This window comes from Mesorhizobium sp. BR1-1-4 (assembly GCF_020165375.1).
Lineage (GTDB): Bacteria > Pseudomonadota > Alphaproteobacteria > Rhizobiales > Rhizobiaceae > Mesorhizobium > Mesorhizobium australicum.
Map to the genome: position 1 here is coordinate 75,059 of NZ_JAIUIB010000001.1, position 20,785 is coordinate 95,843.

18 protein-coding genes and 1 tRNA gene are annotated in these 20,785 nt (G+C 62.7%); 5 read left to right on the top strand and 14 right to left on the bottom strand.

Features of this window, described 5'->3' with window-relative positions:
• Positions 1-6: 6 nt before the first annotated feature.
• The 6 genes from pstB to LB571_RS00390 all read right to left on the bottom strand — a co-directional run bounded on the left by pstB (position 7) and on the right by LB571_RS00390 (position 9,676).
• Positions 7-810, bottom strand: coding sequence for a phosphate ABC transporter ATP-binding protein PstB (gene pstB / locus LB571_RS00365; RefSeq protein WP_140509733.1), 804 nt, complete (start codon positions 808-810; stop codon positions 7-9).
• The gene (gene pstA / locus LB571_RS00370) at positions 807-1,658 is read right to left on the bottom strand and encodes a phosphate ABC transporter permease PstA (protein ID WP_140662985.1); all 852 of its coding nucleotides are present in this window, start codon (positions 1,656-1,658) and stop codon (positions 807-809) included. The genes pstB and pstA overlap by 4 nt, the downstream gene beginning before the upstream one ends.
• Before the next feature lie 3 nt (positions 1,659-1,661).
• Entirely contained in the window at positions 1,662-2,645 is a 984-nt protein-coding gene (gene pstC / locus LB571_RS00375) for a phosphate ABC transporter permease subunit PstC (protein ID WP_140712709.1), read from the bottom strand.
• A 66-nt stretch (positions 2,646-2,711) separates the two neighbouring features.
• Positions 2,712-3,767 (bottom strand): phosphate ABC transporter substrate-binding protein PstS, encoded by a 1,056-nt coding sequence (gene pstS / locus LB571_RS00380; protein ID WP_224591519.1) that lies wholly within the window; start codon positions 3,765-3,767, stop codon positions 2,712-2,714.
• Positions 3,768-4,278: 511 nt separating this feature from the next.
• Positions 4,279-8,829, bottom strand: coding sequence for a PAS domain-containing protein (locus LB571_RS00385; protein ID WP_224591520.1), 4,551 nt, complete (start codon positions 8,827-8,829; stop codon positions 4,279-4,281).
• A gap of 610 nt (positions 8,830-9,439) precedes the next feature.
• A complete protein-coding gene (locus LB571_RS00390) occupies positions 9,440-9,676 on the bottom strand; it encodes a hypothetical protein (RefSeq protein WP_224591521.1) in 237 nt (78 codons plus the stop codon).
• 273 nt (positions 9,677-9,949) lie between these two features.
• Here LB571_RS00390 and LB571_RS00395 point away from each other — a divergent pair, with 273 nt between their 5' ends.
• Complete coding sequence (locus tag LB571_RS00395) at positions 9,950-10,165, top strand: hypothetical protein (protein WP_140720378.1); 216 nt, start codon at positions 9,950-9,952, stop codon at positions 10,163-10,165.
• A gap of 101 nt (positions 10,166-10,266) precedes the next feature.
• On the opposite strand, the gene LB571_RS00400 is transcribed toward LB571_RS00395, so the two are convergent.
• The 4 genes from LB571_RS00400 to LB571_RS00415 all read right to left on the bottom strand — a co-directional run bounded on the left by LB571_RS00400 (position 10,267) and on the right by LB571_RS00415 (position 12,421).
• Positions 10,267-10,632: a hypothetical protein gene (locus LB571_RS00400; RefSeq protein ID WP_140720097.1), complete on the bottom strand. Its 366-nt coding sequence runs from the start codon at positions 10,630-10,632 to the stop codon at positions 10,267-10,269.
• A 796-nt stretch (positions 10,633-11,428) separates the two neighbouring features.
• A tRNA-Glu gene (locus tag LB571_RS00405) sits at positions 11,429-11,503 on the bottom strand.
• Between the two features lie 90 nt (positions 11,504-11,593).
• Complete coding sequence (locus LB571_RS00410; RefSeq protein ID WP_015315378.1) at positions 11,594-12,001, bottom strand: VOC family protein; 408 nt, start codon at positions 11,999-12,001, stop codon at positions 11,594-11,596.
• 36 nt (positions 12,002-12,037) lie between these two features.
• Positions 12,038-12,421, bottom strand: a complete 384-nt coding sequence (locus LB571_RS00415) for a hypothetical protein (RefSeq protein ID WP_015315377.1) — start codon at positions 12,419-12,421, stop codon at positions 12,038-12,040.
• A 26-nt stretch (positions 12,422-12,447) separates the two neighbouring features.
• Here LB571_RS00415 and LB571_RS00420 point away from each other — a divergent pair, with 26 nt between their 5' ends.
• Positions 12,448-13,503 (top strand): RluA family pseudouridine synthase, encoded by a 1,056-nt coding sequence (locus LB571_RS00420; RefSeq protein ID WP_015315376.1) that lies wholly within the window; start codon positions 12,448-12,450, stop codon positions 13,501-13,503.
• A 190-nt stretch (positions 13,504-13,693) separates the two neighbouring features.
• Complete coding sequence (gene rpoH / locus LB571_RS00425) at positions 13,694-14,605, top strand: RNA polymerase sigma factor RpoH (protein ID WP_015315375.1); 912 nt, start codon at positions 13,694-13,696, stop codon at positions 14,603-14,605.
• An 87-nt stretch (positions 14,606-14,692) separates the two neighbouring features.
• Here rpoH and LB571_RS00430 read toward each other — a convergent pair whose 3' ends face one another.
• The 4 genes from LB571_RS00430 to LB571_RS00445 all read right to left on the bottom strand — a co-directional run bounded on the left by LB571_RS00430 (position 14,693) and on the right by LB571_RS00445 (position 17,227).
• Entirely contained in the window at positions 14,693-15,565 is an 873-nt protein-coding gene (locus tag LB571_RS00430; RefSeq protein ID WP_224591522.1) for an MBL fold metallo-hydrolase, read from the bottom strand.
• Between the two features lie 145 nt (positions 15,566-15,710).
• A complete protein-coding gene (locus LB571_RS00435) occupies positions 15,711-16,370 on the bottom strand; it encodes a peroxiredoxin (protein WP_015315373.1) in 660 nt (219 codons plus the stop codon).
• Between the two features lie 207 nt (positions 16,371-16,577).
• Positions 16,578-16,943 (bottom strand): cell division protein ZapA, encoded by a 366-nt coding sequence (locus LB571_RS00440; RefSeq protein WP_224591524.1) that lies wholly within the window; start codon positions 16,941-16,943, stop codon positions 16,578-16,580.
• Between the two features lie 11 nt (positions 16,944-16,954).
• Positions 16,955-17,227, bottom strand: coding sequence for a DUF4164 domain-containing protein (locus LB571_RS00445; protein ID WP_015315371.1), 273 nt, complete (start codon positions 17,225-17,227; stop codon positions 16,955-16,957).
• Positions 17,228-17,488: 261 nt separating this feature from the next.
• Between LB571_RS00445 and tkt the strand changes: the two genes are divergently transcribed.
• Positions 17,489-19,480 carry a transketolase gene (gene tkt, locus LB571_RS00450; protein WP_140789796.1) on the top strand — a complete coding sequence of 664 codons (1,992 nt, stop codon included), beginning with the start codon at positions 17,489-17,491 and terminating at the stop codon, positions 19,478-19,480.
• A 213-nt stretch (positions 19,481-19,693) separates the two neighbouring features.
• Positions 19,694-20,704: a type I glyceraldehyde-3-phosphate dehydrogenase gene (gap, locus tag LB571_RS00455; protein ID WP_015315369.1), complete on the top strand. Its 1,011-nt coding sequence runs from the start codon at positions 19,694-19,696 to the stop codon at positions 20,702-20,704.
• Positions 20,705-20,785 lie beyond the last annotated feature (81 nt).

Below are 20,785 nucleotides of genomic sequence, written 5' to 3' on the forward strand. Positions count from 1 at the left end.
GTGAGATCAGCCGAAGCGGCCGGTGATGTAGTCCTGCGTGCGCTTCTCGCGAGGCGACGTGAAGATCTTCTCGGTCTTGTCGAATTCGACCAGCTCGCCCAGATACATGAAAGCCGTCTGCTTCGAGACGCGCGCGGCCTGCTGCATGTTGTGGGTGACGATGACGATCGTGTAGTCGGCCTGCAACTCGTCGATCAATTCCTCGATCTTGGCGGTCGACAATGGGTCGAGCGCCGAGGCCGGCTCGTCGAGCAGGATGACCTCCGGCTTGACCGCCACGGTGCGGGCGATGCAAAGCCGCTGCTGCTGGCCGCCCGACAGGCTGAGGCCGCTGGCGTTGAGCTTGTCCTTGACTTCGTTCCACAGCGCGGCGCGTTTCAACGCCTGCTCGACACGGCCGTCCATCTCGGCCTTGCCGATCTTCTCGTAGAGGCGGACGCCGAAGGCGATGTTCTCATAGATCGACATCGGGAACGGCGTCGGCTTCTGGAACACCATGCCGATCTTGGTGCGCAACAGGTTGAGGTCCTGCGAGCGGTCGAGAACGTTCTGGCCGTCGAGCAGCACCTGACCCTCGGCGGTCTGCTTGGGGTAGAGCTCGTAGATGCGGTTGAAGACGCGCAGCAGCGTCGACTTTCCGCAACCCGACGGTCCGATGAAGGCCGTCACGCTGCGCTCGGGCAGCGACAAGGTGATGTCTTTCAGCGCCTTCGACTGGCCGTAGTAGAAATTGAGGTTCTTGACCTCGATCTTCGCCTTGGCGGCTGCCTCTGTCGCAATCGTCATGTCTGGAGACAACATCTGGCTCATTTGTCCTCTCTGCGTCCGGTCAGGCTGCGCGCAAAGATGCTGAGCGCGAGAACCGTCAATGTGATTATGAGTGCGCCGGTCCACGCCAGTTGCTGCCACTCCTCGTAAGGGCTGAGAGCGAACTGGAAGATGGTCACCGGCAGGCTGGCCATCGGCGCATTGAGATTGCTCGACCAGAACTGGTTGTTGAGCGCTGTGAAGAGTAGCGGCGCCGTCTCGCCGGAAATGCGGGCAATGGCCAACAATATGCCGGTGACGATGCCGGACATCGCCGCGCGGTAGGCCACCGAACGGATCACCACCCAGCGCGGCGCGCCAATCGCCGTGCCGGCCTCGCGCAAAGCGTTCGGCACAAGGTTGAGCATGTCCTCGGTGGTACGCACCACGACGGGAATGACCAGGATGGCCAGTGCCACGGCACCGGCGATGGCCGAGAAATGCCCCATCGGCCGTACCATCAATTCGTAGACGAACAGGCCGATGATGATTGAGGGCGCCGACAGCAGGATGTCGTTGATAAAGCGCACCACGGTGGTGAGCTTCGAAAAGCGGCCATATTCGGCCATGTAGGTGCCGGCCAGCACGCCGATCGGCGTGCCGACGACGATGCCGATAATAGTCATCACGATGCTGCCGTAGATGGCGTTGAGCAGGCCACCGGCATCACCGGGCGGCGGGGTCATTTCCGTGAACACTGAGAGCGAAACGCCCGACAGGCCCTTATAGAGCAGCGCGCCGAGGATCAGCGCCAGCCAGGCAAGGCCGATGCCGGCGGCGACGACGCAGAGCGTCATCATCACGCCGTTCTTGCGCTTGCGGCTCTGGTGAAGCGATGCGGCTGTCGACATCGGTCAGACTCCGGTACGGGCATCGATGCGCATCAGCATGTAGCGGGCGATGGCAAGGATGAGGAAGGTGATGACGAACAGGATCAGGCCGAGCGCCACCAACGAGGAAGTGTAGAGATCGCCGACGGCTTCGGTGAATTCGTTGGCGATGGTTGCCGAGATCGTCGTTGCCGGCGCGAACAGCGAGGCGCTGATCCGGTGGGCGTTGCCGATGACGAAGGTGACCGCCATGGTTTCACCGAGTGCACGGCCGAGCGCAAGCATGACGCCGCCCATGATGCCGATGCGGGTGTAGGGGACGACGACCCGGCGTGTTACCTCCCAGGTCGTGCAGCCAATGCCGTAGGCGGACTCCTTCAGCACCGGCGGCACCGTATCGAACACATCCTTGGTGATCGAGGTGATGAAAGGCAGGATCATGATGGCCAGGATCATCGCCGAGGTCAGCAGGCCGATGCCATAAGGAGGCCCGGCAAACAGGCTGTTAAGGCCGGGAATGCCGTGGAACACGTTGATGATGAAAGGTTGCACTGTCGTCTGCAGGAACGGTGCCAGCACGAACAGGCCCCAGATGCCGTAGATGATCGAAGGAATGCCGGCCAGCAGTTCCACCGCCATGCCGATCGGGCGCCGAAGCGGACGCGGGCAAAGCTCGGTAAGAAAAATGGCGATGCCGATGCCGAGCGGCACAGCGATCAGGATGGCGATGGCCGAAGTGATGATGGTGCCATAGATCGGCGCCAGGGCGCCGAATTTCTCGGTGACGGGATTCCAGCTCTCGGTGGTCAGAAAGGAGAAGCCGAAGGTCGACAGTGCCTGCCAGGAACCGGCGAACAGCGAGATGGCGACGCCGCCGAGCAGCACCAGCACGAGAATGGCGGCGGCGCGGGTCAGCCCATGGAAGATCGAATCGGTCAACGCGAACCGTCTGACGGTGGCGTCGCGTGAACCTCGAATGGCTGGCAAGGCTTCGTGGGCAGCGCTCATGTCAAGCTCGGCTCTTTGTGTTGATTGAAAAGGAGCGCCGCGGGGCGGCGCTCCTCCAGAAAGATATTACTCGCCGGCGTAGACGGGCTTGCCGTCGGCCTTGATGTCGGCCTTCCACGAAGCCTTGATCAGGTCGACGACGCTATCGGGGATCGACACATAGTCGAGCGCCTTGGCGGTTTCCTTGCCGTCCTTGTAGGCCCAGGCAAAGAACTTGAGCGCTTCGCCGGTGGCTGCGGCATCGTCCGGGGTCTTGTGGATCAGCACCCAGGTCGAGGCAGCGATCGGCCAGGTGGCGTCGCCCGGCTCGTTGGTGATGATGACGTTGAAGTTCTTGGCGCCCTTGAAGTCGGCGTTCGAAGCAGCCGCGCCGAAGGATTCGAGCGACGGCTCGACGACCTTGCCGGCGGCGTTCAGCATCTTGGAGTAGGAGAGATTGTTCTGCTTGGCATAGGCATATTCGACATAGCCGATGCCGCCGTCGGTCTGCTTGACGGTGTTGGCAACGCCTTCGCTGCCCTTGGCGCCGACGCCGGTCGGCCATTCGACGGCCGTATCCGAGCCGACCTTGTCCTTCCAGTCGGGCGAGAGCTTCACGAGGTAGTCAGTGAAGTTGAAGGTCGTGCCCGAGCCGTCCGAACGATGAACGACGGCGATAGCGGTCGACGGCAGCTTAAGGTTCGGGTTCAGGGCCTTGATCGCGGCATCGTCCCAGGTGGTGATCGCGCCGAGATAGATCTGGGCCAGCGTCTTGCCGTCGAGGACGAGTTCGCCCGGCTTGATGCCCGTGAGGTTGACGATCGGCACGATGCCGCCCATCACCATCGGGAACTGCACGAGGCCGTTCTTTTCCAGATCGGCGTCGGACATCGGCTTGTCGGTGGCGCCGAAGGTCACGGTCTTGGCGATGACCTGCTTGATACCGCCGCCCGAACCGATCGACTGATAGTTGAGGCCGATGCCGGTGTCCTTCTTGTAGGTGTCGGCCCATTTGGCGAACACCGGATAGATGAAGGTCGAGCCGGCGCCGGAAAGGTCAGCTGCCATTGCTGCGGAAAGGGTGAGGGTGGACGCCGCAGCCATTGCAATCGCAACGGCCGCCGAGCGGATGAAATGTCTCATGTGGCCTGCTCCTGTTCGGAAGATGGTCTCTCGGCGCCACTTCTTGCCGGCGCCCGCTGAGGCCAATAGCCTTCGATTATAACAGTCGCATGACAGTTTCATGTCAGCCCGGTAACGCGTTGCCGGCAACGCGAAAGACGCCGGTCTCGGGCGCTCGCGGCGCGGTCCGAGTTTGCCGCCGGAATCAGGGGCTTGAGCCGTCCGACGGCTGGAATCACCACGGACTCGACCAGGCTTTTCCCAAATGAAGAAAATCCGGACGGGAGCGCGTTGCTCGCAGCCAGAGCGTGTCATGGCCGGGCCATCGCCAAAAACAGGTCCGTTGGGGTAGAGTGACACTGTTTCTTGCAGGCGGTCGCTGCTCCCGCCCGTAACTGAGAAGAGCGGAATTCGATTTCGCTATTGTTCCGGCTGGACGCCGCCTTTGATATGGCGCGATCGCACCATAGTCATTGCACGCAGCGGTAGCAGCGAATCTCCCGCTGATCCCGCAATCCAGGCGACGCGGGCTCTATCCCGCGTTGCGGTGGACCTGACGGCCGGCGCCGACCCAGCGCTCTACCTTCTCGAGCAGGGCCCTGGGACTGATCGGCTTGGGCAGATAGTCGTCCATGCCCGCCTCCAGGCAGCGCTCGCGGTCGCCCTTGAGCGCGTGCGCGGTGACGCCGACGATCGGCACATGCGTGCCGGTCTCCTGCTCCAGCAGGCGGATCGCGGCCGTCGCTTCGAGACCGCTCATCTCCGGCATCGAGACGTCCATCAGGATCATGCACGGATTGAGCGTGCCGAAGGCGTCGAGCGCCTTGCGGCCATTGCCGACGATCTCGAAACCATAGCCGGTCTCGCCGAGGATTTGCGTGAACACCATCTGGTTCACCTCATTGTCCTCGGCTACCAGGATATCCAGCCTGTGCCCGCCGGCCGTCGCGGGCAGCCTGGGGCGAACCTGTGGCGGCTGCAATTGTGCGCGCTGCTCGGATGGTGCCAGGGGCGGCGGCCGGGACGCCTCGGGCGCCTCGCCCGCGAGCGGTTGAACGGCGTGGCCGCTGGTGGCGTGGCGATGGCGCTGGATGGTCGCGACTAGCGTTTCCAGGAGCACCGAGGAGCGCGCCGGCTTGATCAGCTGGGCGTCGATGCCAAGATCGCGGTAGCTGGTGTTGGCAAGCGACTGGTCGACCGATGTCAGCATGATGATCGGCGTGTCCGCGAGGCCCTCGGTGTTGCGCACGATACGCGCCATTTCGGCGCCGCTCATTTCAGGCATCTGGTAGTCGAGCACGACGCAGTCGACCGCCACGCCATAAGCTGCCGCGGCGATCAGCACCTTGAGACCTTCGGCGCCGCTTTCGGCCGCGCAGGAATCGAACGTCCACGAGGTCATCTGCTCGGTCAGGATGGCGCGGTTGACGGCGTTGTCATCGACGATCAGCACGCGTGCGCCCGTCACGTCCACCGGCGTGATGCGCTGCCCGCTCTGCTGCCCGGCCCCTGGCAACGTTACGGTGAACCAGAAGGTCGACCCCTTGCCTTCGGCGCTCTCGACGCCAATGTCGCCGCCCATCAGGTCGACCAGCCGCGAGGTGATGGCAAGGCCAAGCCCGGTGCCCTCGTGGCGCCTTGTCGAGGACGTATCGACCTGGCTGAATTTCTCGAACACCAGTTTCAGTTTTTCCTCGGGGATGCCTATGCCGGTATCGGTGACCGAGATCGTCAGCCTGGTTCCCGTTGGAACCCGTTCGCCGGTCACGTCGACCAGCACGTGGCCTTCATCGGTGAACTTCACCGCATTGCCGAGCAGGTTGGTGACGATTTGCCGGATGCGGCCGACATCGCCGATGAACAGGCTTTCGAGCCGCGGCTCGATGCGCACGATGAGCTCGAGATCCTTTTCCTTGGCCCGTGTCGACACCAGCGTCGCCACGTCCTCGATCGCCTCGGCGAGATTGAAGGGCGCCGGGTCGAGCACCAGCTGGCCGGCATCGATCTTGGAGAAATCCAGGATGTCGTTGATGATGGTCAAGAGCGCGTTGCCCGATTTGACGATGATGTCGGTGAATGTCTTCTGCTTCGGATCGAGATTGGATTTGGCCAGGAGTTCAGCCATGCCCAGTACGCCGTTCATCGGCGTGCGGATCTCGTGGCTCATATTGGCGAGGAATTCCGACTTGGCGCGGTCGGCGAGCACGGCGCGCCGGCGCGCCTCGCTGAGCTCCGCCTCGCGCTGCTTGAGTTCCGTGATATCGGTGGTCGAACCGATCAGGTAGAGCGAACCGTCGGAGGCGATCATTGCGCCCTTGCGGGCGAACTGATGCCTGACGCTGCCGTCTGGAAGGCGCACCGTCTCCTCGATCTCCTGGGTTTCGCCTGTACGCAGCACGGCGAGATCGCTGGCCACGAAGGCCTCGCCATCCGGCCCGAAGATCTCGACGTCGGTCTTGCCGATCGCCTCCTGCTTGCTGAAGCCGGTGAGATCGCACCAGCCCTTGTTGACATAGAATTGCCTGAGATCGGAGCGCTTGGCGTAGATCGACACCGGCACGTTGTCGATCAGGCTGCGGAACACCTCGTTCTCGCGCATGCTCTCTTCCAGAGCTTGCTCGCGCGCCTTGACATCGGTGATGTCGGTGCTGGATCCGACCAGATGCACCGATCCGTCCGTGGCCACCAGGCGGCTCTTGCGCGTCATCAACTGCCGCACCGTTCCGTCACGATGAGTGACGGGCTCCTCGACCTCGCGCACATTGCCGTTCGTCACGACATCGGTGTCGTCCTGGCTGAAGCCCTCCGCTTCCTCGCCGTTGAACAGCTGACGGTCGGTCCGGCCGATGACGTCGTCCTTGGCGAGACCGGTCAGCGCGCACCAGGCCTTGTTGACGAATTCGATGCTCAGGTCCTGCGCCTTGATGAAGGCGGCTACCGGCAACTCGTCCATGACATGGCGGAAGAGATCGATCTGGCGCATCGAGTCATGAAGCGCCGCCTCGCGGCTCTTGAGGTCGGTGATGTCGACGCGCACCCCGATGAACGTGCCGTCGCCTGTGCGCATGTCGTAGACCTGGTACCAGCGGCCATCGGCATTGAGGCGCTCATAGGAGGAATTCGGCAGACGGTAACGCGCCAGGATGCCGTCAAGCCAGCGTTCGGAATCGCCTACGTACAGGCTGTCGATCCCAGGATCGCCGCTCGAACGGAAATAACCCACCGAATGGCCGAACTCCAGCGCTTCGCGGAAGGTGCGGCCGGGCTGCCAGAAAGGCTTCAGCGCCGGCAACGTATCCTGCAGCCTGTGGTTGGCGAAGACGAACTTGTCGTCGCGGTCGTAGATGATGACCCCCGCCGGCAGCGATTCCAACACGCTGGCGAGATGCTTGCGCGCATCTTCGGCTTCGGTCTCGCGCCGTTTCATGTCGGAGATGTCGAACAGAAAGCCGGCGACATAGTCGCGGCCGCTTGCCATGCGGACGCGGTTCTTCCTGACGATACGCGAACGGGTGCCGCCGCCGGCCTCGAAGCTTTCTTCCACTTCGTATTGCTGTCCGCCGGCCAGCACCTCGCGTTCGCTGCTTTCGAACAGCGCGACCTCGTCCGGCCCGAGGAAATCGCTTCCCGGCCTGCCAAGCATGGCTTGCGGCGCCTGCTTGAACAGCGCCGCGAAGGCCTCGTTGACAAAGACGAAGCGCAGATTGTCGTCCTTGACGAAGATCGGATCCTTGACCCCGTTGATTACTGCTTCCGCCAGCCGCGCCTTTTCCAGCGCTTCGGCAAGTTCGGCCTCGCGATCCTTCATGTCGGTGACATCGACATAGGAAATGAACCGCTTGCCGCCGGCCAGCGGCGCCATCGACGAGATCAGCGTCCTGCCGTCATTGCGCGGGAACTGCCTCGCTCCAGCTGTGCCGGCTCTGATTTCAGCCTCGCGTTCGGCGACATGCCGGTGCCATGTCGCGTCGTCCGAACCATACGGGTCGATGTCGCGGCTGGCTTCCATCAGATCGAGGAAGCTGCAGCCGGTCTCGGCGCGCCGGGCGTCGATCTGCCAGAAATCGTAAAAGGCGCGGTTGATGACCTCGGCACGCATGTCGGCATCGAGGACAAGAACACCGATCGGCATCTGATCGACCATGGTGCGGAGATTGGCGAAAGTCTCGGCTATCTTGGCGTTGGCATTCTCGATTTCGGCGTCCCGCCGCTTGACCTCGGTGACCTCATAGTAGGTCAGCAGGCGTTTGCCTCCCGACAGAGCCGTGACGGAGAACATCATGGTGCGCCCGTCGGTGTGGGCAAACTCCCGAGGTGCGACGGTGCCGGCCTTGATCTCTTCGATGCGCGTGGCGAGGTAGCGCTGCCATTGCTCTTCGTCGATGTCGCCATAGATGCCGTTGCGGCGATTGAGTTCCATCAGCAGGCTGAACGGCGCGCCTACCGTCACGGCCCCGTCCGGAATCCTGGAGAGATCGCGGTAGGCCTTGTTGACGATGAGCGTATCGAGCCTGGCGTCCAGAAGCACGACGCCCATATGCATGGCATCCATCGTCCGCTCGAGATCGGCGAGATGCTGGACGGCATCGCCGCCAGCCGCCGGCTGCATGGCCTCGAAGGCGCTGGCCAGCGCGGTGACGTTGCGGCCCAGGCCGCGATAGCCGACGAATTTTCCTTCGCTGTCGAAACGCGGGAAGCCTGACGTCAGCACCCAGCTGCAGTCGGGGCGGCCCCCCTTCAGTTCGTAGACGAAGTCGCGGAACGGCCGGTGCGCCTGCAAATCCTCCAGATGCGCCGCCGCACCGCGGTTGCCCTTCAGGACCTGATTGAGAAAATCGAAGCGGAACCGGCCAAGCACCATTGCCGGATCGATACCGGTTGCCGCCTGGTAATCTTGGGAAAGCCAGGAAAAGCGCAATTCCGCGTCGGTTTCCCAAATCCAGTCCGAGCCCGCTTCGACGAGTTGGCGCAGCGCGTCGGCGCAATCCATGTCGACGCCGGATGGCCCATCGCCGCCAGGCGCGGCTGCCTTGCCGGGCTTGCGCTTGCCGCGCACGCCGATTGCTTCGTCCGATTCCGCCATGCTGTCCCCACCCCGAAAATCAAGGCCGAACCCTCCCTCCGCGGTCCGTCGGCGGAATGTGCCGCAGAAGCATTAACGATCCGCTAACCTTAACGGCGCAACCGGCCTGTTCCTGCTGCGTTATTCCGTCCGGTTGTGGTGCGGAGCAAGGCCGCGCTATAAGCATGCACAGGGGTGTTGCTAATGTACGGACGGATAGGGCCTTTCTTGCTGGGCGTGGCGCTGCTTTTCGGCGGCGGCTGCTCTCGCAGCTATGACGGCACGGTGGTTATTCCGCGGCCGCTCGACGCCAGGCGAATCTGGGACCGGCCGCCGCCCAATGTCGACTACCAGCCGCAGGTCGACAACAGCGCCTTTCCGGGTCCACCCCAGCCTCCTGGGCAGTTTTACGAGCGCAGGGTCGTTAAGCCAGCGCCTCACAGACGGTCTCAGACCAGGGCGTCACCGCCCTCTCCTCCGTCATCGGGCCCCGAAAAACAATTGGCATGCAGGAACGTAAGCGCTCCCGGCCAAAGAGTTCGCATGGTTTGCGACTAATGCATAAAAACAAAGACCTAAAGCGCGGCGCCTGAATCCGCTTCGACGCGACGTGCTTTGGAACGGTTCGGCTCTATAGCGTTGCCGCGCCCTTCCTCGGTTCGTTGGCGCCGAGCTTGTCGAGAGCAAGCCGAACCTGGCGCAGATCGTCCTGCCAGCCGTCATCGTCGCCCATCGGGCTCTCCGACGCCGCCCGTTGCAGCCCGCGCGCCTCGGACTCGATCTTGCGCAATTCGGCGATCTTCTGGTCGGTAGTCAGGGAGCCGTCTTCGACGATCTCCAGTACCCGCATTTCCCTGAACGTGGCCATGGCGCTTCTCCCTGCCTGATATCGACCACAACGCCGGGAAGCGGGCCCTGTTCCGAAGACTGCCGTTTCCGCGAGAATGCTCGTGGGGTCATTCAGCCGGGAAAAAGGCGGGGCCGACCACACGCACCGTCCGCTGGCCGGCCTCGATCGACTGGAGCTGGGCGGCCGTCGGCGGGCCGATGCGTCGAGCCTGCGATCAATCAGGCGTTACCGGTGTCCGGCACTGAAACCTTTGCCCGTACTGCTGCGTTGAGGCGCAAAGGAGAACGCGCGATGTCGATGCATTTCACCGTATCGGAGCTGACAAGAAACCTTTTTCACTCCCTCGGGCTGGATCACGGGCGTGCCCCACGGCCGCTCAACCCAGAGCAAAACCTGTTGCTGGAGTGCTATCTGGCCGGGCAGATTCCGGAATCGGCCTGGAGCGACTACGTCTTCGAGACCCCGGATCTGGCACGGCATGCCGAAGCACGGCGCCTGAGCCATTGATCTGCGGCGATCGGGGGAAACGACACCCGACCCGGTTCTCCGGTTCGACGAACACCCGTGCCGATGCCCGCTCCATGGCAGGCGTTCTTTGGGCGCTACCGCTATTGCTTGGGCGAAACGAATTGCTGCGTGAACACGTTGCCGGCAATCCCTTGCGACAGCTCCGGCGATAAACTCAGCGGCGTGCAATTCTTCACCGCCGCTATTGCCGCATCGATGAACGCCTTACGTGCCTTGTCGTCGCCAGCCACCTTGGCGGCGGTTGGTCGCGGCGGCCCTATCAGAGTACCGTCGCGCTTGAAACTGAAACTCAGGGTTACAGTCGAATCTCCGGCACCGGCAGGCGGTGTCCAGCAGGACTGGATCGCGGTCCCGACATCGTCCATAGTGTTGAGCGTTGCGGCAGATGCGCATACGACACCTGCCGACATCACACCCGCAATCGCCAGTTTTGCAGCACGTTTCATCGCAAGCCCTCATCGTCACGACGGTCCGGCAACCCGCCGGACTGCTGTGATCGATGGTAGAGCCGACATGGGCAATGACAATATCCCTTGCCAAAAAGTTGTTCGAAGAAAGCCGACTGCGAAGCCGCCCTGGCGCCTGGCCGATGCGAGCCATGTAGCCCGAAAAAGCAAAAAGGCCGGCACGGAGCCGACCTTTCCTTTCCGCCTCGACAACTGCGCCAGTACATCCGTGGTCGCAGGCTGAAAGCGAATTGTCCCCAGTAGACAGGCTATTGGTAAACCAAACCTTAACCTGCCTGCCGTCCCCACCCGCAAGGCTAGGAATAGATGGCCGCGAACTCCATGATTGTCGCGATATGACGGCCTACGCGACGGCCCTGAACTCGGTTTCTGGTATCGTTCCAAGCCCGGCACACTGCGCGCATATCATGGTCTTTCCCGGGCAACCGCTTTGATGTGTCCCGTGCGGGCAGCAATACCCTTTTGAGGTACGCCATCTCGAGCAGTCGAAAACCTTTCCACCGCCATGGCAGTGCGTGCATGTCGTCCCAACAGAGGCCATTCCAAACTCTACCCGACCCGAAACCCGCGTTGCCGCGAAAGCTATTCCCGCACCGCAAGTATCAGGGATCGCAGTGCTTTCAAGCGTCGCGGCTTGACTTAAATTGGGTGGATTCGGGGTATGGGAAGCCCGGGCTCTCGCAGGCTTTGCGTGCTCTTTCGATGTATGCGGAGCCCATGCGGGACGGGTCCGAAACTGCAGGATTGTCTGGAGGTCAACGACAGGACCGTTGCCTGGTACGCCCAAGGGGAATCGAACCCCTGTTCCCGCCGTGAGAGGGCGGTGTCCTGACCGCTAGACGATGGGCGCGCTCAAGAAGGGGCGATATAGGCTGACGGCCGGGAAAAAGCAACTGGGGTTCGGCGGCTTTGCCGCATCGAATGAAAAGCCGCCCCCGCGTTACCGTTTCGGCTGGATCAGGTCCCACAGATTGCCATGCAGATCGGCGAAAACCGCCACCGTGCCATAGGCTTCGTGACGCGGCGCCTCGCGGAATTCGACGCCCTTGTCCAGCATCGCTGCATGGTCGCCGGCAAAATCGTCGGTTTCGAGGAAGAGAAAAACCCGGCCGCCGGTCTGGTTGCCGATGCTTTTCCTCTGCGTCTCGTCGGACGCCTCGGCCAGCAGCAGCCTGGCGCCCTGCCCGTCTGACGGCGCGACCGTGACCCACCGCTTGCCGCCGCCGAGATCGATATCCTCCGTCAGCGTAAAACCCAGCCGCTCGACATACCAGGCGATCGCCTCGTCATAGCTGGCGACGACCAGCGCCACTGTCGCGACACGACGATGTTCGGCGAAGCCGGTCATGTCCGTGGCAAATGTGTTTGCCGCATTGGCGCCTGCCTATTTGTTGCGGATCGCAAAACGGCCAATCAGGCGGCGCTCGGCGATATCGTAGACGAAGATCGCACGGCTGCCGTCGGCAAGCTCGGCGTCGATCGAAAGGCGGCTGCCCGACAGTGACTGACCGACCACCTTGGCGCCAACCGGCAGCACGATGTCCCCGCTGAGCGGTTCGCCGGCGGGCACCTGGACGTCGCCGGCCAGCGGCGGGCTCACCGGCGTTGCTTTGCGTGATTTGTAGACAATCGCCGCGATCACCACCATAAGAGCCAGAAAGAGCAGGCCGAGATTGATGGCCATGAAGCGGATGAGCTTGCCGCGCAGCTTGTCGACTTCGGGGGCGAGCGGCTTTTCCTGCTCTTCATCGGCATCGGGCCGGGCCATGGCAAACATTCCGGAATGGTTTTTCGATGAGCGCTCATAGCGAAGAGGCCCCCGAATTGATAGAGGACCTGTTGATAGAGGCCGCGCCCACCTTGCTGGTCGCCGGCGCGGATGCGGCCGGCCAACGGCTCGATCAGTGGCTGGCGGCAGCCCTTGGCCCGGACATGTCACGCAGTCGCGTGCAGATGCTGATCAGGCAAGGCGCCGTCGTCATCGACGGCAAGCCGGTCGCCGAAACCAAGCGCAAGATGCGCGCGGGCGAAAATGTGTCCGTAGCCATGCCGGAACCGGAGCCGGCGCAGCCGCAGGGCGAGAACATTGCGCTCGACGTGCTCTACGAAGACGACGAGTTGATCGTCATCAACAAGCCGGCGGGGCTCGTCGTGCACCCCGGCGCCGGCAACTGGACCGGCACGCTGGTCAATGCGCTGATTCATCATTGCGGCGACAGCCTGTCAGGCATTGGCGGGGTGCGCCGCCCGGGCATCGTCCATCGCCTCGACAAGGAGACCAGCGGCGTCATGGTGGTCGCCAAGACCGACCGTGCCCACAAGGCTCTGTCGGAGGCGTTCGCCGACCACGGCCTGACCGGCGATCTCGAGCGCGCCTACCTGGCGCTGGTCTGGGGCATACCGCAGAGGCCGACCGGAACGATCGATGCACCGCTTGGCCGCGCCTCCGACCGGGTTCGCCGCGCCGTGGTGCCGGAAGGCCGCGACGACGCACGCCACGCGGTCACCCGTTTTGCCGTGCAGGAGCGTTTCGGCGAGGGCCAGCGGGAATTCGCTGCCGCTAGCCTCGTCGAATGCCGGCTGGAAACCGGTCGCACCCACCAGATCCGCGTCCACATGGCCCATATCGGCCATCCCGTGATTGGCGACCCGGACTACGGGCTAGCCTTCCGCACCAAGGCCAATCGGCTGCCCGAACCGCTGAAACGCCAGGTCGAGGCATTTTCCCGGCAAGCTTTGCATGCATGGCTCCTTGCATTTCGGCACCCGACTACCCATCTAACGATGAGGTTCGAGGCGCCGTTACCGGGCGACATGGAGGAACTCGTCGGCGGCTTTCGCAAGCTGTGAACCTGCCATCAAAAAACCTGAGTGGCATTGTTCACTTCAGCGTGACACACTGTTTCGTGTTGAACAAATGCCTGTCTTTTCTGGTTTTGTTCCTGTATAAGATCTGTTGTCGCGAGCGAGCCTTTTGGTGTTCGCGTCACATGCCTGCCGCGTTTCGGGGGCATCACTCCAATAGAGAGGGGGCGCTATCATGGCCCAGTCATTACCCAGTATCGTTTCCGGTGAAGGCGGCCTCAGCCGCTATCTGGAAGAAATCCGCCGCTTTCCCATGCTTCAGCCGCAGGAAGAGTACATGCTCGCCAAGCGTTACGCCGAGCATGAAGACACCACGGCCGCGCACAAGCTCGTCACCAGCCATTTGAGGCTCGTCGCCAAGATCGCCATGGGCTATCGCGGCTATGGCCTGCCGATCGGCGAAGTGATCTCGGAAGGCAATGTCGGCCTCATGCAGGCCGTCAAGAAATTCGAACCCGAGCGCGGTTTCCGCCTCGCCACCTACGCCATGTGGTGGATCAAGGCCTCGATCCAGGAATACATCCTGCGCTCGTGGAGCCTGGTCAAGATGGGCACGACCGCCAACCAGAAGCGTCTGTTCTTCAATCTCCGCAAGGTGAAGGGCAAGATCCAGGCGCTGGACGATGGCGACCTCAAGCCCGACCAGATCGCCGAGATCGCCACGCGGCTGAACGTTTCCGAGGCCGAAGTGGTGTCGATGAACCGCCGTCTGTCCGGCGACGCGTCACTCAACGCGCCGATCCGGGCGACGGAAGGCGAGTCCGGCGAATGGCAGGACTGGCTAGTCGACGACCACGAAAGCCAGGAAGAGATGCTGATCGAGCAGGACGAGCTGGAAAACCGGCGCGGCATGCTGTCGGGCGCTCTGGCCGTGCTCAACGATCGCGAGCGGCGCATCTTCGAGGCGCGCCGCCTCGCCGAGGAGCCGCTGACGCTCGAGGAACTGTCGGCCGAGTTCGACATCAGCCGCGAGCGCGTGCGGCAGATCGAGGTGCGCGCCTTCGAGAAGGTGCAGGATGCGGTCAAGGCCGCCGCCAAGCGCCAGATGCAGGCGCTACGCACCATCGAGGCACAGCCGGCGGCTTAAAGCCGGCTTCGCGCAGGAAGTAGCAGGGCGGCGTCAGGAAACTGGCGCCGCCTTTTTTTGTACGCCGCAGCCGGGACGACCGTTGCCTCAAAGCGAATCCAGCGGAAATTTGAGGTAGCGCCGGCCATTGGCTTCCGGCTCCGGCAGCCGCCCCCCATTGATGTTGACCTGCAGCGCATGCAGGATCAGCCGCGGCATCGGCAATGTGCGATCGCGCGCCTCGCGTAGCGCGACGAACTCGGCCTCTGTACGCGCGGCGACAAGATGGATGTTGGTCGCCTTCTGCGCCGCGACCGTGCTTTCCCACATCGGTTCGCGCCCGCCGGCCTGGTAATCATGGCCGACGAACAGCCGGGTTTCCTCCGGCAAGGCCAGGATGCCTTGGATCGAGCGCCACAACCGCGCGGCGCTTCCACCGGGAAAATCCGTCCTTGCCGTGCCGCTGTCGGGCATGAACAGGGTGTCGTGGATGAAGGCGCCGTCGCCGATCACATAGGTGATCGATGCCAATGTATGTCCAGGCGAGAACAGCACCTTGACCGGAAGGGTTCCGATCCGGAAGGTCTCGCCCTCGGCGAACAGCCTGTCCCACTGTGAGCCGTCAGCCCGAAAGTCCGGCCAGTTATAGATCACCTTCCACAGTGCCTGGACGTCGACGACCCTGTCGCCGATGGCCATCGGCGCTCCGGTCCTCTGTTTCAGGTAATGCGCCGCCGAGAAATGGTCGGCGTGGGGATGGGTATCGAGGATCCACTCGAGCTCCAGCCCGTTTTCCCCAATGAAATCGAGCAAGCCATCCGCGCTCTTCGTACTCGTCGCGCCGGATTTCTCATCGAAGTCGAGGATCGGATCGATAATGGCGCATCGCTTCGTCGCCGGGTCTGCGACGACATACTGGATGGCCCCGGTCGGCTTGTCATAAAAACCGCTGACCAGCGGCTTCGCCAAAGTTATCTGCACGTCCGGCTTCCCCAGACCTAGCCGGCAGGAACGATTTTCTCCGCCGGAACCCACCGTGAGCATGGTTGTCCGCCCCGACGAACCAGTCAAGCATGACTTGGGTCGCAGGAGCGGAAAACGCCGGAAACCATTCCGGCGTTCTGGCTCAGGCGGAGGGCTGCTTGGTCTTCCGGAGATAGGGCAGGATGGTCTCGTAGGCGCCGAAGCGCTTGATCGCATCCTCGTTGGAAACGGCGGCGGTGATGATGACGTCCTCACCTTGTTTCCAGTTCGCCGGCGTCGCCACCTGATGCTTGGCGGTGAGCTGCATGGAATCGACCGCCCGCAGGATCTCGTCGAAGTTGCGCCCCGTGGTCATCGGGTAGGTAAGCACCAGCTTGATCTTCTTGTCCGGCCCGATGACGTAGACCGAGCGCACGGTGGCGTTGTCGGCGGGTGTGCGGCCTTCCGAAGTTTCGCCGGCACCGCCTGGCAGCATGTCATAAAGCTTGGCGACCTTGAGGTCCTTGTCGCCGATCAGCGGGTAATGCACCGAATGGCCGGTCGCCGTCTTGATGTCGTCCTGCCATTTGCCATGGCTTTCGACCGGGTCGACCGAAATGCCGATGATCTTGACGTTGCGCTTCTTGAACTCGCCCTCGAGCCCGGCCATCGTGCCAAGCTCGGTCGTGCAGACCGGCGTGAAATTCTTCGGATGGCTGAATAGGATCGCCCAGCCGTCGCCGATCCAGTCATGGAATTTGATGGCTCCCTGCGTGGTCTCGGCGGTGAAGTCCGGCGCGATATCGTTGATACGAAGACTCATGACCTATCCCTACCCCTTGTGAATGTGGCCGGATCTTCGCCGCCCGGCGCCCGGCACCTGATCGTAGCACCGCAGCGCGACTGATTAAACGCTGGAGATGACGGCCATTCACTCGATAGGCGAAAATTTTTCCCTACACACGGGATCAAGGCCAAAAATACGACGTGATATCGGGCATGAGACGAAGGGCAGGGATCAGCAAACGCCTCAGGCCTTGTTGATTGCCAGCGTCGCCGTCAAATCTTCCATCCGCTGCGCCAGGGCGCCGAGCGCGCTGGTCAGCACGCTGTCGCTCTTGTCGGCCTTGATCAACGCCTCGTCGCGCGTCTTGCGCAAGGTCAGCACTTCGCTTTCCATGCCCTTGACGCGCTTCTGCAGCTCGGAAAGCTCGTCCATCACCATGATGCCGGCCATGACGGTCAGCCGCTGGTCGCCGATCTCGCCGAAGGAATCCTTCAAGTGCGAGACATAGCGGTCGAAACGCTCGGCGAGATCGATCAGATGCTCTTCCTGACCCTCGTCGCAGGCCATGCGGTACTGCTTGCCGTCGATTGAAACCGTGACCTGTGCCATCGGGCCAGCTCCTATCTGTCCAACACGGCGCGGATGGTTTCCATCGCGGTCACCAGCCGTCGCGACACTTCCTTGTTGGCGTCTTCCAGCCGTTCGGCGCGCGCTTCGGAATTGTCGAGTTCCTGCGCCAACCGCGAGCGGTCGGCATTCATCCGCTGTACTTCGGCCTCGGCTTCCGAATAGTCGCGTTCATGCTCGAGCTTGGCCGCGACGGCGTTTTCCAGCCCTTCGATGGCCTTGCTCAGCCTGGCGATCACTTCCTTGAGCGTGGTTTCCCCGGTCATGGCTTCGTCCTGTGCCCTGCCCATCACCGAATCGTTCGCGTTCAGAACGCGTTATCCCGGAAACATTAGGCACCGGGTGAAGGCAACGTCAATAAAGCTCTCGCGACTGTCCCCCGCTAACGCTAAAGTGGGTCCACCGCCGACATCACAAGACCGGCAAATCTGCACCCGATTTGTTGACTAAAAGCCCGCGCCTGCTATGTGTCGCGCACCCTTTTCAAGGGCTCTCCCAAGCCCCCAAACCCCCACCCTGGAGGTACCATGACGTCGCGTGAACAACATGACCGGATGGCCAATGCGATCCGTTTTCTCTCCATGGATGCCGTCGAGAAGGCGAATTCCGGCCATCCCGGCCTGCCCATGGGCTGCGCCGACATTGCCACGGTGCTGTTCACCCGCTTCCTGAAATACGATCCCAAGGCCCCGCATTGGGCCGACCGTGACCGCTTCATCCTGTCGGCGGGCCATGGTTCGATGCTGCTCTATTCGTTGCTGCACCTGACCGGCTACGAAGACATGACCATCGACCAGATCAAGCACTTCCGCCAGTTGGGCTCGAAAACCGCCGGCCACCCCGAATATGGCCACGCCACCGGCATCGAGACCACGACCGGCCCGCTGGGCCAGGGCCTCGCCAATTCGGTCGGCTTCGCGCTCGGCGAGCGCATCATGAACGCCGCGTTCGGCAACGACCTTGTCGACCACTACACCTATGTGCTGGCCGGCGACGGCTGCCTGATGGAAGGTGTTTCCCAGGAAGCCATCGCCCTTGCCGGTCACCTCAAGCTCAACAAGCTGATTGTCTTCTGGGACAACAACAACATCTCGATCGACGGTCCGGTGTCGCTCGCCGACAACACCGACCAGGTCGCGCGCTTCCAGGCCTCCGGCTGGAACGCCAGCCACATCGACGGCACCGATCCGGAAGCGATCGCCTATGCCATCGAGGCCGCCCGCCATTCCGACAAGCCGACGATGATCGCCTGCAAGACGACCATCGGCTTCGGTGCTCCGACCAAGGCCGGCACCAACAAGGCGCACGGCTCGCCGCTCGGCCCAGACGAGATCGCTGGCGCGCGCAAGTTCTTCAACTGGGACTCGCCGCCCTTCGAGATCCCGGCTGACATTCTCGATGCCTGGCGCACCGCCGGCAAGGCCGGCGTCAAGGCGCGCACGGATTGGGAAGGCCGTCTGGCCAAGGCCGATCCGAAGCTGAAGGCCGAGTTCGAGCGCCGCACCAGTGGCAAGCTGCCGGCGAATTTCGACGCCGTCATCGCCGACTACAAGAAGAAGCTTTCAGCCGACAAGCCGAAGGTCGCGACCCGCAAATCGTCGGAAATGGCGCTGGAAGTCATCAATGGCGCGGTGCCGGAAACCATCGGCGGCTCGGCCGACCTGACCGGCTCCAATAACACCAAGACCAGCCAGACCAAGAACATCACGCCGGACGATTACGGCCAGCGCTATGTCCATTACGGCATCCGCGAACACGGCATGGCTGCCGCGATCAACGGCCTGACGCTGCATGGCGGCCTTATCGCCTATGGCGGCACCTTCCTGTGCTTCTCCGACTACGCCCGCCCCTCGATGCGGCTTGCCTCGCTGATGGGCATCCGCTCGATCTTCGTCATGACCCATGATTCCATCGGTCTGGGCGAAGACGGGCCGACCCACCAGCCGGTCGAGCACATGGCGGCCCTGCGCGCCATTCCCAACCACAATGTGTTCCGTCCGGCCGACGCGGTGGAAACCGCCGAATGCTGGCAGATCGCGCTCGAATCCGAAAAGACGCCGTCGACCCTGGCGCTGACCCGCCAGAACCTGCCGACGGTGCGCACCGAGTTCACAGAAAAGAACCTGAGCAGCCAAGGGGCCTATGAGCTCGCCGCCGCCAGCGGCGAGGCCGCCGTGACGATCTTCGCCACCGGTTCCGAGGTCGAGATCGCGCTTGGCGCACGCGACCTTCTGGAAAAACATGGCCATCCGACCCGTGTCGTCTCGGTGCCTTGCTTCGAACTGTTCGACAAGCAGACCGACGCCTATCGCAAGAAGACGATCGGCGACGCACCGATCAAGATGGCGATCGAGGCCGGCATCCGCCAGGGCTGGGATCATCTCATTGGCTCGGACGGCATCTTCATCGGCATGACCGGCTTCGGTGCGAGCGGTACGATCGAACAGCTTTATCCGCATTTCGGCATCACCGCCGAGGCGGCCGCCAAGGCGGCGGAAGCCCGCCTGCACGGCGGATGAGGCCCCGGCATGTCGCCCAAAAGTGTGTCGCGGTCTTGAGATAACGACATGCACGAAACAAAATACCCGGCGAGATCGCGTGAAAAGCGGTTTTGCCAGGCTGGCCCAACCTAATCGATTTAAATCCAGCCCGCTGCGGCTGGATTCTTTGCCCGTCCGCCGCTATGAAGCTGCGGATCAATCGTCTGCCCTCCAGCTCCCCGGGAGAGAAAAATGACTGTCAGAGTTGCCATCAACGGATTTGGCCGCATCGGCCGCAACATCCTGCGCGCCATCCATGAGTCCGGCCGCAAGGATATCGATGTCGTCGCCGTCAACGATCTCGGTCCGGTCGAGACCAACGCCCACCTGCTGCGCTTTGACAGCGTGCACGGCCGCTTTCCGCATGAAGTGTCGGTCGACGGCGACCAGATCAGCGTCGGCAAGGAGAAGTTCAAGGTCACCGCGATCAAGGATCCGACGCAGCTGCCGTGGAAGGAACTCGGCATCGACATTGCGCTCGAATGCACCGGCATCTTCACCGCCCGCGACAAGGCCGCCGCGCACCTGACCGCCGGCGCCAAGCGCGTGCTGGTCTCGGCGCCCGCCGACGGCGCTGACTTGACCGTCGTCTACGGCATCAACCACGACAAGCTGACCAAGGACCACATCGTCATCTCGAATGCGTCCTGCACCACCAACTGCCTGGCGCCGCTGGCGGCCGTCCTGCATGAGACGGTCGGCATCGAAAAGGGAATGATGACGACGATCCATTCCTACACGGGCGACCAGCCGACGCTGGACACCATGCACAAGGATCTCTACCGCGCCCGCGCCGCCGCCCTGTCGCAGATCCCGACCTCGACCGGTGCCGCCAAGGCGATCGGCCTCGTCCTGCCCGACCTCAAGGGCAAGCTCGACGGCATCTCGATCCGCGTGCCGACGCCGAACGTCTCGGTCGTCGACTTCAAGTTCATCGCCAAGCGCTCGACGACGGTGCAGGAAATCAACGAGGCGGTCATCGCCGCCTCCAACGGCAAGCTGAAGGGCATCCTCGGCGTCACCCATCACCCGAACGTGTCGATCGACTTCAACCACGATCCGCGCTCCTCGATCATGGCGCTCGACCAGACCAAGGTGATGGACGGCAACTTCGTTTCGGTGCTGTCCTGGTACGACAATGAATGGGGCTTTTCCAACCGCATGGGCGACACCGCGGTCGCTTTCGGCAAGACCATCGCCTGATCGAAGATCGATCTTCCCGACACTCGAAACGCCCGGCCTCGTCCGGGCGTTTTCATTTGCCGGAGCAGCAACGCGAAAATC

What these genes read in the sequence shown, in the direction of transcription:
- LB571_RS00440 (WP_224591524.1), bottom strand. Translation starts at nt 16,943, where the DNA reads ATGGCACAGGTCACGGTTTCAATCGACGGCAAGCAGTACCGCATGGCC.
- LB571_RS00420 (WP_015315376.1), top strand. Translation starts at nt 12,448, where the DNA reads ATGAGCGCTCATAGCGAAGAGGCCCCCGAATTGATAGAGGACCTGTTG.
- gap (WP_015315369.1), top strand. Translation starts at nt 19,694, where the DNA reads ATGACTGTCAGAGTTGCCATCAACGGATTTGGCCGCATCGGCCGCAAC.
- LB571_RS00435 (WP_015315373.1), bottom strand. Translation starts at nt 16,370, where the DNA reads ATGAGTCTTCGTATCAACGATATCGCGCCGGACTTCACCGCCGAGACC.
- LB571_RS00445 (WP_015315371.1), bottom strand. Translation starts at nt 17,227, where the DNA reads ATGACCGGGGAAACCACGCTCAAGGAAGTGATCGCCAGGCTGAGCAAG.
- LB571_RS00410 (WP_015315378.1), bottom strand. Translation starts at nt 12,001, where the DNA reads ATGACCGGCTTCGCCGAACATCGTCGTGTCGCGACAGTGGCGCTGGTC.
- LB571_RS00385 (WP_224591520.1), bottom strand. Translation starts at nt 8,829, where the DNA reads ATGGCGGAATCGGACGAAGCAATCGGCGTGCGCGGCAAGCGCAAGCCC.
- pstB (WP_140509733.1), bottom strand. Translation starts at nt 810, where the DNA reads ATGAGCCAGATGTTGTCTCCAGACATGACGATTGCGACAGAGGCAGCC.
- pstA (WP_140662985.1), bottom strand. Translation starts at nt 1,658, where the DNA reads ATGTCGACAGCCGCATCGCTTCACCAGAGCCGCAAGCGCAAGAACGGC.
- tkt (WP_140789796.1), top strand. Translation starts at nt 17,489, where the DNA reads ATGACGTCGCGTGAACAACATGACCGGATGGCCAATGCGATCCGTTTT.
- LB571_RS00400 (WP_140720097.1), bottom strand. Translation starts at nt 10,632, where the DNA reads ATGAAACGTGCTGCAAAACTGGCGATTGCGGGTGTGATGTCGGCAGGT.
- LB571_RS00395 (WP_140720378.1), top strand. Translation starts at nt 9,950, where the DNA reads ATGTCGATGCATTTCACCGTATCGGAGCTGACAAGAAACCTTTTTCAC.
- pstC (WP_140712709.1), bottom strand. Translation starts at nt 2,645, where the DNA reads ATGAGCGCTGCCCACGAAGCCTTGCCAGCCATTCGAGGTTCACGCGAC.
- rpoH (WP_015315375.1), top strand. Translation starts at nt 13,694, where the DNA reads ATGGCCCAGTCATTACCCAGTATCGTTTCCGGTGAAGGCGGCCTCAGC.
- LB571_RS00415 (WP_015315377.1), bottom strand. Translation starts at nt 12,421, where the DNA reads ATGGCCCGGCCCGATGCCGATGAAGAGCAGGAAAAGCCGCTCGCCCCC.
- LB571_RS00390 (WP_224591521.1), bottom strand. Translation starts at nt 9,676, where the DNA reads ATGGCCACGTTCAGGGAAATGCGGGTACTGGAGATCGTCGAAGACGGC.
- pstS (WP_224591519.1), bottom strand. Translation starts at nt 3,767, where the DNA reads ATGAGACATTTCATCCGCTCGGCGGCCGTTGCGATTGCAATGGCTGCG.